At 36.6% G+C, this 9,632-nt stretch carries 10 protein-coding genes; all 10 read right to left on the bottom strand.

Annotation, left to right across the window (positions count from 1 at the left end; translation table 11 throughout):
• Positions 1 to 15 precede the first annotated feature (15 nt).
• Positions 16 to 867: a ParB/RepB/Spo0J family partition protein gene (locus QUF99_RS28320; protein ID WP_353958417.1), complete on the bottom strand. Its 852-nt coding sequence runs from the start codon at positions 865 to 867 to the stop codon at positions 16 to 18.
• Positions 860 to 1,621, bottom strand: coding sequence for a sporulation initiation inhibitor protein Soj (gene soj, locus QUF99_RS28325; protein WP_289374540.1), 762 nt, complete (start codon positions 1,619 to 1,621; stop codon positions 860 to 862). The genes QUF99_RS28320 and soj overlap by 8 nt, the downstream gene beginning before the upstream one ends.
• A gap of 187 nt (positions 1,622 to 1,808) precedes the next feature.
• Positions 1,809 to 2,681 (bottom strand): nucleoid occlusion protein, encoded by an 873-nt coding sequence (noc, locus tag QUF99_RS28330; protein WP_289374542.1) that lies wholly within the window; start codon positions 2,679 to 2,681, stop codon positions 1,809 to 1,811.
• Positions 2,682 to 2,786: 105 nt separating this feature from the next.
• A complete protein-coding gene (rsmG, locus tag QUF99_RS28335; RefSeq protein ID WP_289374544.1) occupies positions 2,787 to 3,506 on the bottom strand; it encodes a 16S rRNA (guanine(527)-N(7))-methyltransferase RsmG in 720 nt (239 codons plus the stop codon).
• Positions 3,507 to 3,527: 21 nt separating this feature from the next.
• Positions 3,528 to 5,417: a tRNA uridine-5-carboxymethylaminomethyl(34) synthesis enzyme MnmG gene (gene mnmG / locus QUF99_RS28340; protein WP_289374546.1), complete on the bottom strand. Its 1,890-nt coding sequence runs from the start codon at positions 5,415 to 5,417 to the stop codon at positions 3,528 to 3,530.
• A 46-nt stretch (positions 5,418 to 5,463) separates the two neighbouring features.
• Positions 5,464 to 6,840, bottom strand: a complete 1,377-nt coding sequence (gene mnmE / locus QUF99_RS28345; RefSeq protein WP_289374548.1) for a tRNA uridine-5-carboxymethylaminomethyl(34) synthesis GTPase MnmE — start codon at positions 6,838 to 6,840, stop codon at positions 5,464 to 5,466.
• Positions 6,841 to 7,070: 230 nt separating this feature from the next.
• Positions 7,071 to 7,688 carry an RNA-binding cell elongation regulator Jag/EloR gene (jag, locus tag QUF99_RS28350; RefSeq protein WP_289374550.1) on the bottom strand — a complete coding sequence of 206 codons (618 nt, stop codon included), beginning with the start codon at positions 7,686 to 7,688 and terminating at the stop codon, positions 7,071 to 7,073.
• The gene (gene spoIIIJ / locus QUF99_RS28355) at positions 7,685 to 8,452 is read right to left on the bottom strand and encodes a YidC family membrane integrase SpoIIIJ (RefSeq protein WP_289374552.1); all 768 of its coding nucleotides are present in this window, start codon (positions 8,450 to 8,452) and stop codon (positions 7,685 to 7,687) included. The genes jag and spoIIIJ overlap by 4 nt, the downstream gene beginning before the upstream one ends.
• 58 nt (positions 8,453 to 8,510) lie before the next feature.
• Positions 8,511 to 8,858 carry a ribonuclease P protein component gene (gene rnpA, locus QUF99_RS28360; protein WP_289374556.1) on the bottom strand — a complete coding sequence of 116 codons (348 nt, stop codon included), beginning with the start codon at positions 8,856 to 8,858 and terminating at the stop codon, positions 8,511 to 8,513.
• A gap of 76 nt (positions 8,859 to 8,934) precedes the next feature.
• Positions 8,935 to 9,069: a 50S ribosomal protein L34 gene (rpmH, locus tag QUF99_RS28365; protein ID WP_000831901.1), complete on the bottom strand. Its 135-nt coding sequence runs from the start codon at positions 9,067 to 9,069 to the stop codon at positions 8,935 to 8,937.
• Positions 9,070 to 9,632 lie beyond the last annotated feature (563 nt).

The following is a 9,632-nucleotide window of genomic DNA, read 5'->3' on the forward strand; positions in this document are numbered from 1 at the left end:
AAGATGGTTTGCTTTTTAATGTTTATCTGATAACAGTTCTAAAATGCGATTTAAATCTTCTTTATTGAAAAATTCTATTTCAATTTTTCCTTTTTCTTTCTTTGTTTCTTTAATTTTTACGCCTGTCCCAAATTTCTCTCTTAACAACGTTTCTCGCTCTTCAAAAAATATATTTCGTTCCTGTTTTGCTTTCTTTGTTTCACGTGAAACACGTTGATTCATCTGTTGAACAATTTGCTCTAGCTGTCTGACATTCAAACCTTCTTTTTCAATCCGCTTTAATAAACTGTTCAACTGCTCTTTATCTTTTACTGCAAGTAATGTCCTTCCATGTGCCATCGATAGTTTCCCTTTTTCAATCATTTCTTGTACGAATGAAGGGAGTGTAAGTAACCGAATATGATTTGCAATGTGTGGTCTACTTTTGCCAAGACGCTTTGCTAATTGCTCTTGCGTTATTTTCAACTCATCCATTATCATTTGATAAGCTACCGCTTCTTCCATGGGGTTTAAATCTTCCCGTTGCAAATTCTCTAACAACGCAAATTCCATCATTTGTTGATCATTTAATGCCCGAACAACGGCTGGAACCTTCTCAAAACTCGCCTCTTTTGCAGCACGATATCTTCGCTCTCCAGCAACAATTTCATATCCTTTAATACTTTTCCTTACAATCAGTGGCTGTAAAATACCGTGTTCCTTAATGGATGCTGCCAATTCTTGAATTGCTTCTCTTTGAAAGGTTTTTCGCGGTTGGTATGGGTTCGGACGCAATTCATTTACTGCAATTTCTTGAATTGTTTCTTCCTCTTTCACATCTAAATCTGGAAAAAACGCATTAATTCCTCTTCCTAATCCTTTAGCCACCTGCAATCACTTCCTCTGCTAAATCTATATATACTTCAGCTCCCCTTGATTTGGCATCATACTGCATAATTGGTTTCCCATGGCTTGGTGCTTCACTAAGACGGACATTACGTGGAATAATTGAACGATATACTTTATCTCGGAAATATTTTTTCACTTCATCTATGACCTGAATCCCTAAATTTGTACGTGCATCTAACATTGTTAGCAAAACGCCTTCAATTGCTAAGTTTTTATTTAAATGCTTTTGTACAAGTCGAACTGTATTAAGTAGTTGGCTTAATCCCTCTAGTGCGTAATATTCACACTGAACAGGAATAATAACAGAATCTGCTGCTGTTAATGCATTAATTGTTAACAAGCCTAAAGATGGGGGACAATCAATAATAATATAATCATACTCATTACGAATTGGTTGCAAGGCCCTTTGTAAACGAACTTCCCGGGAAATTGTTGGTACAAGTTCAATTTCAGCACCTGCCAATTGAATTGTAGCAGGTAGGACATCTAAGTTTTCTGTTGCTGTTTTCTGTATAATCGCCTGAACTTCCGCATCCTCTACAAGAACATTATAAATACATTGATTCAACTCAGATTTTTCGATTCCTACGCCTGTCGTCGCATTTCCCTGAGCATCAATATCAACAAGAAGTACTTTCTTCCCTACCTGCGCCAAGCCGGCCCCTAAATTAACGGATGTTGTCGTTTTTCCAACACCGCCTTTTTGATTAGCAATAGCAATGATTTTTCCCATGATGTCACCTACTTTCAACCTTTCTATCTTATTCTACAAATAATTATGTTTATTGTAACATGAAATAACCTTTTTCTTTTGCATCCTTATTAAACTTCAAAATTTATTCCCAAACTCCTTCTTCACTCAAAAGAAAAATATAGAAAAAAGACCTCTCCCAAGGGGTGAGATCTCTATCACATATTGATTACTTCTTTTTAGGAATTTTAATTGTGATCTGGTAATACTCATCAAATTCTTCTTCCTCAGAATTCACATTTAGACCACTGTTTGTAACCATTTGTAATGATTGTCTAATCGTATTCATTGCAATTCGCGTATCGCGACTTACTGCCTTTTGCTTAGCTTTTCGCTTTGGCTTCACTTCTTCCAACAGCTTTGCGATACGTTCTTCTGTCTGCTTTACATTCAATTGCTTTTCTACAATTTCTTGTAAAACTTTCAACTGCAATTCTTCATTTTTTAAAGGAATAAGGGCACGAGCATGACGTTCTGTAATACTCTTGTCTAATAACGCTCGTTTAATTTCTTCGGGCAACTTTAATAACCGCAATTTATTTGCAATTGTCGATTGTCCTTTTCCGAGTCGCTGTGCTAATGCTTCTTGCGTTAAACTATGTAACTCAATTAGTTTTTGATAAGCAACAGCCTCTTCAATTGCCGTTAGCTCCTCACGTTGCAAGTTCTCAATTAAGGCAACAGAAGCTGTTTCCGTATCATTTAAGTTTTTAATAATTGCCGGGACCTTTTCCCATCCTAATTTCGTTGCAGCACGAAAACGTCTTTCCCCGGCAATAATTTCATACTTATCTTCCTCATATTGCCTCACAACAATCGGTTGAATAAGTCCATGCGTACGAATAGTCAAAGCGAGTTCTTCAATACGAGCATTATCGAAAACTGTACGTGGCTGATAACGATTCGGAATGATGTTTGCTATTGGAACTTGTTGTATTTCTTCATTTATTTTTTCACTTATTTCTTCATGGCTTTCGTCTTGTAATTCCAATTCGCTCTCTTTATCTCCAAAGCCAAATAAACGAGAAAACGTATTTTTCATACATATTCCACCACCTTTGGGCCTATTGAATGTTCTACATAAAAATGTTTCCCATGAAACATTTTTGTTTCCATTTATATAATTTCATCTTACGTCTAATAAGATTTATTTTTCAATAGGTAATTTATTGGGTGTCCCTGGCTTACGCGGATATTTCTTTGGTGTTTTTCTCTTTTTCTCGATAGATAAGATATTACGTTCACTTTCTTCAAACGGTAATTGGAACGTATACATTCCTTTTAACTCGCCACCAAGCACTTGCAAAGCATGCTTACCTTTTTCAATTTCTTCTTGAGCAGCTGCGCCTTTCATGGCAATAAATGTCCCATCGACCTTCACAAGAGGTAAACATAATTCGCTCAGTACAGAGAGACGAGCCACTGCACGTGCCATTACAATATCAAAAGATTCACGTACGTCTTCTTTTTTTCCAAACGTTTCAGCACGATCATGACAGAATGCTACATCTTTTAGCTCTAATTTTGCAGCTAAGTGATTTAAAAAGTTGATACGTTTTTGCAGTGAATCAACAATTGTTATTTTCAAATGTGGAAAACAAATTTTCAAAGGAATACTTGGAAACCCTGCACCCGCACCCACATCACAAATAGAAAATGGCTTTGAAAAATCATAATAAAAAGCAGCTGTAATTGAGTCGAAAAAGTGTTTTAAATACACTTCTTCTTTCTCTGTAATAGCTGTTAAATTCATTTTTTCATTCCATTCTACCAATGTTTCAAAGTAAATTTCGAATTGCTCTAATTGCCGAGGAGAAAGGGCAATTCCTCTTTCTCCTAGCATAGATTGAAATTGTTCTATGTTCATCTTGCCATATCTCCTAACTATTTATTGGTTCGATACTCGCGCAATTTTTCCTTGTTCTAAATACACAAGTAAAATGGAAATATCAGCTGGGTTTACCCCGGAAATACGGGATGCCTGCCCCATGGACAGAGGACGAACATCTTTTAATTTTTGTCTCGCTTCAGAAGCGATTCCAGAAATTGCATCATAATCAATATTAACTGGGATCTTTTTGTTTTCCATTCGCTTCATTCGATCCACTTGTTGTAAAGATTTTTCGATATATCCTTCATACTTAATTTGAATTTCAACTTGCTCTGCGATTTCATCATTGATTTCCACTTCACTTGGCGCAAGAAGACGAATATGCTCATACGTCACTTCCGTACGACGTAGTAAATCACTTGCTCGTATACCGTCTTTTAATTCACTTCCACCAATGCTACGAATTAATTCCTGTACTTCAGGACGCGGTTTAATAATAATGCTCTCTAAACGTGCCTTTTCTGTCTCAATTGTTCCTTTTTTCACTGTAAAACGTCCATAGCGTTCTTCAGGAATTAAGCCAATCTCATGACCAATTTCCGTTAGGCGAAGATCCGCATTATCATGACGTAGCAATAAACGATATTCAGCACGAGATGTTAAGAGACGATATGGTTCATTTGTCCCTTTTGTAACAAGATCATCAATTAAAACGCCAATATAAGCATCCGAACGATTTAAAATAACCTCTTTTTTCCCTAAAGAACGACACGCCGCATTAATTCCAGCCATAATTCCTTGACCAGCTGCTTCTTCATAGCCAGATGTACCGTTAATTTGACCTGCTGTATATAAATTTTGTATTTTCTTCGTCTCGAGTGTTGGCCAAAGTTGGGTTGGTACAATTGCATCGTATTCAATTGCATAACCTGTACGCATCATTTCCACATTTTCTAAACCAGGAATCGTTCTTAACATTTCGCGTTGTACATCTTCCGGTAAACTTGTCGACAAACCTTGTACATATACTTCCTGTGTATTACGTCCTTCTGGTTCTAAGAAAATTTGATGACGCGGTTTATCATTGAAGCGTACTACTTTATCTTCGATTGAAGGACAATAACGTGGGCCTGTTCCTTTAATCATACCAGAATACATAGCCGAACGATGTAAATTTCTATCAATTAAACGATGTGTTTCTTCACTCGTATATGTGAGCCAACATGGAATTTGATCCATGATAAATTTTGTTGTTTCAAAAGAAAAAGCACGAGGTTTCTCGTCACCTGGTTGAATTTCTGTTTTGCTATAATCAATCGTATTACTATTTACACGAGGAGGCGTACCTGTTTTAAATCGAACAAGATCAAAACCTAGTTCTTCTAAATGCTCAGATAATGTGATAGAAGGTTGTTGGTTATTTGGACCACTTGAGTATTTTAGATCCCCCATAATAATTTCACCGCGTAAAAACGTACCCGTTGTAATAACAACCGTTTTCGCTGTATATTCAGCACCTGTTTGTGTAATTACACCTTTACATACATTGTCCTCTACAATTAGACGTTCTACCATACCTTGACTCAATGTTAAATTGGTTGTTTCTTCAATTGTTTTTTTCAATTCATGTTGATAGGAAAATTTATCTGCTTGTGCGCGAAGGGCACGTACAGCTGGTCCTTTTCCCGTATTTAACATACGCATTTGAATATGAGTTTTATCGATATTACGTCCCATTTCGCCACCTAATGCGTCAATTTCACGAACAACAATCCCTTTTGCAGGTCCACCAACAGAAGGGTTACATGGCATAAAAGCCACCATATCTAAATTAATTGTTAACATTAATGTTTTTGAACCCATACGTGCTGCTGCAAGACCAGCTTCACATCCTGCATGACCTGCACCGATTACTATGACATCGTAAGAACCGGCATTGTATCCCATTATTTATTCCTCCTAAGATCATCTATCCTTTTAAAACGTGTATATTTTACTTTCCTAAGCAGAATTGAGAAAATAATTGGTCGATTAAACTTTCATGGACAGTGTCCCCAGTAATTTCGCCAAGTATTTCCCACGTCCTTGTTACGTCAATTTGAACCATATCAATTGGAACACCACTCTCAATTGCCTCAATCGCATCTCCAATTGTCTTTTCTGCTTGCGTCAATAAACCGATATGCCTTGCATTAGAAACATACGTTATATCCGCCGACTCAATTGCTCCTTCAAAGAAGAGGTCTGCAATAGCAGTTTCTAGCTCATCTATCCCTTTTTCCTCAATTAAGGACGTTGTAATTATACGATTTGAACCCGCTAGCTGTGTAACACGTTCCATGTCAATTTGCTGTGGTAAATCTGTTTTATTTACAATGACAATAAAATCTTTTCCTTGTACAGCACGGAATAACCCTTCATCTTCGTCTGTTAACACTTCACTATAGTTCACAACGATTAAAACTAAATCAGCCTGCTCCATCGTTTCCTTTGAGCGCTCTACACCAATTCGCTCAACAATATCTTCCGTTTCACGAATTCCAGCTGTATCAATCAGCTTAAGCGGTACACCACGTACATTAACATACTCTTCAATTACATCACGAGTCGTTCCTGCTATATCTGTTACAATCGCTTTTTTCTCTTGTACGAGACTATTTAACAACGAAGACTTTCCGACATTCGGTCTTCCGATAATTGCCGTTGCAATACCTTCGCGTAAAATTTTTCCTTGCTTAGACGTTTCCAATATCTTTTTAATTTCGCTACGAACATGGGTAGCCTTTTCAATTAAAATATTGTGCGTCATCTCTTCTACATCATCGTATTCTGGATAATCTATATTCACTTCTACATGAGCTAATGTTTCTAAAATTTCTTGACGAAGACGACCGATTAAATTAGATAATCGCCCTTCCATTTGATTAATTGCAACGTTCATTGCCCGGTCCGTTTTTGCACGAATTAAATCCATCACGGCTTCTGCTTGAGACAAATCAATGCGTCCATTTAAAAATGCACGCTTTGTAAATTCTCCTGGCTCTGCTAAACGAGCTCCTTGAGCCAAAATAAGTTGTAATACTTTATTTACAGAAACAAGACCACCATGGCAGTTTATTTCTACTACGTCTTCACGCGTAAATGTCTTTGGCGCCCGCATAACGGACACCATTACTTCTTCGATAATTTTATCCGTATCTAAATCAACAATATGACCATAGTGGATCGTATGAGAAGGAACTTTCGTCAGATCTTTCCCTTTAAAAATGCGATTGACTTGCTCAACCGCATTCTCTCCACTTACTCGAACAATGGCAATTGCTCCTTCCCCAAGTGCCGTGGAAATTGCAGCAATTGTATCAAAATCCATGTCCTTTCACCTCACTTGTTTATTTCTCTCTATTTCAACATGATTTTTTCCTTCACTAAACTATTAGGATACCATAATGAACTTATCTGCAAAAGAATAATAACTCATTTTATTATGTCCTCATGTAAAAACCACTAAACTTATTCACAGTGGATAAGTTTAGTGGTTTTTAGTTATCCACATTTCATTTTTCTTTTTCAAAAAAACCGGTACTCAAATGAGCAACCGGTTTATTTGGAAGATATTACAACATGTCGATGTGGCTCTTTACCTTCAGAAGTTGTAATTATGTTCGGATGATTAGATAATGCTTGATGAATTATTTTTCGTTCAAAAGAAGGCATAGGTTCTAGTACAATATTCTTCTTTGTAGCCATTACTTGTTTTGCTAATCGATAAGAAAGTGATTCTAACGTATCTTTTCTTTTATTACGATAGTTTTCAGCATCAATTGTCACGCCAATATATTGCTTTGTACTACGATTCGCAACAAGTTTTGTTAAATATTGTAAAGAATTTAATGTATGACCTCTTTTTCCAATTAATACGCCAACGTCATTCCCAGAAAGTGTAAATTTGATTTCTCGGCCTTTTACTTCTTTCGTAATCATCACATCCACGCCCATTTCCTGCACAACACTCTGTAAGTACTGCTCAGCTTCTTGGATAGGATCTTTTTTCAATACAACTTCTACGATAGCCGGACGGCTTCCTAGAAATCCTAGAAACCCTCTCTTACCCTCATCAATAATTTTCACATCTACTTGATCTCTTGAGACTTCTAATTGTGTTAATGCATCTTGTACTGCCTTCTCGACTGTTTGCCCTTTAGCAGTAATTATACTCACTTGCTTGATCCTCGAGCCTTACTAGCCTTAATTTCAGGCCCTTTGATCATATACATTTGAGCAATACCAAAAATGTTACCGACTACCCAATATAGGGATAATGCTGCTGGGAAGTTAATTGCAAAGACTAAAATCATAATCGGCATAAGCCAAATCATCATTGCCATTTGCGGATTTTGTCCAGCAGTCCCCGCCATCGCAAGCTTTTGTTGAATAAATGTTGTAATTGCCGCAACGATTGGAAGGATATAGTACGGATCTGCCTGTCCTAAATCAAACCATAAGAAACTATGTTGTTTAATTTCCGCCGTTCTCATAATCGCATGATAAAATGCGAATAAAATTGGCATTTGAATAAAGATTGGTAGGCAACCCGCTAATGGATTTACACCGTGTGTTTTGTACAACTGCATCATTTCTTGTTGTAACTTTTGCTGCGTCGCTTGGTCTTTAGAGCTATATTTCTCTTTCAACTTCGCCATTTCTGGTTGTAACGCTTGCATTGCCTTCGTACTCTTCGTCTGTTTAATCATTAGTGGTAATAATGCAAAACGAATAATAAGAGTTGTGACAACAATCGCTAAACCATAATTACTACCAAATAAGTTTGCAAAATACGTGATTAACTGAGAAAGCGGGTATACGAAATATTCATTCCAAATTCCCGTACTTTTCGGTGTAATCGGCTGATTCGTTTCACTACAGCCAGTAGCAATTGCCATTAAAGCAACAACCATGACTAGTAAACCTATCTTTTTTTTCACAGCCTGCTCCTCCTTGTTTCGGTATGTATATAGTGTAATTCATTTCCTTTTTGCCGCGCTACTTGTTTGTCATTTTAACTCCCGAGCGCTTTAGGGCATGAATTAAGCTTTTCTTCAATAGTTCATATGTCATATCTGCACAAGGCTTTCTTGCTATTATAACAAAATCTTTTCCAGAATCTATTTCATCTTTTAATTCTGTAATCGCTTGGCGAATCATACGCTTGATTCGATTACGTACCACTGCATTTCCTAACTTTTTACTAACTGAAAGACCGATTCGAAAGTATGGTTGTTTTGCTTTTTCAAGCTGATACACAACAAACTGCCGATTTGCATTCGATTTTCCATTTTGAAAAACAGCCTGAAACTCATCATTCTTTTTTATACGATTCTTTTTCTTCATATCAATTGACACTCCTGTATTTCATCAGCGGAAATTCATTATTACTAGAAAAAAAGACCACTGAACGATCAGTGGTCTACGCAGATAATACTTTTCTTCCTTTACGACGACGAGCTGCTAGCACTTTACGTCCGTTCGCTGTGCTCATACGGCTGCGGAAACCATGTACTTTGCTGCGCTTACGTTTATTTGGTTGGTAAGTTCTTTTCATTATATGACACCTCCCTGAGGAATATCTGTTAAAGACAGTCTAATAAATTATAGTTAATTACCTAGGAAAATGTCAATGGTTCTCAAAATTTTCATCAAATATTCATTTTGAACCTATTCACACTTTTTTTCACAACCACTTCATTTCATTGTGGATAATATATTTTTCGTGTTTTTATATCCACAAATTTTTTTTTTGCTTTTACACAGTATATCGTATTGTGGACAAGTTTATTCCACAAGGTATTGATTTTGTGGATAACTTTTTGAAATACATTGCTATCGCTACCTTTTTTTGATATTATAGTTGTGTTTTCACCTTGGACAAGTTTTCCACATTACTATCTTATCCACAAATTGTGCATAACATGTGGACAGATATAATCACATGTGGGTAAATAGTTGTCCACATATGTGTTTTTTGTCGAAAACTCTATCTCGTATACAGACGACGTTTTTAGGTTTTAAAATACGTTTCGTATAAATATACAATGTTACTTTCCGAGGTTGTACATTTGTTGCACAACCTTATTCTTCTACCATCTTTGTAAAGGAGGGACACCT

The sequence above is a fragment of the Bacillus sp. DX4.1 genome, from assembly GCF_030348195.1.
Taxonomy (GTDB): domain Bacteria; phylum Bacillota; class Bacilli; order Bacillales; family Bacillaceae_G; genus Bacillus_A.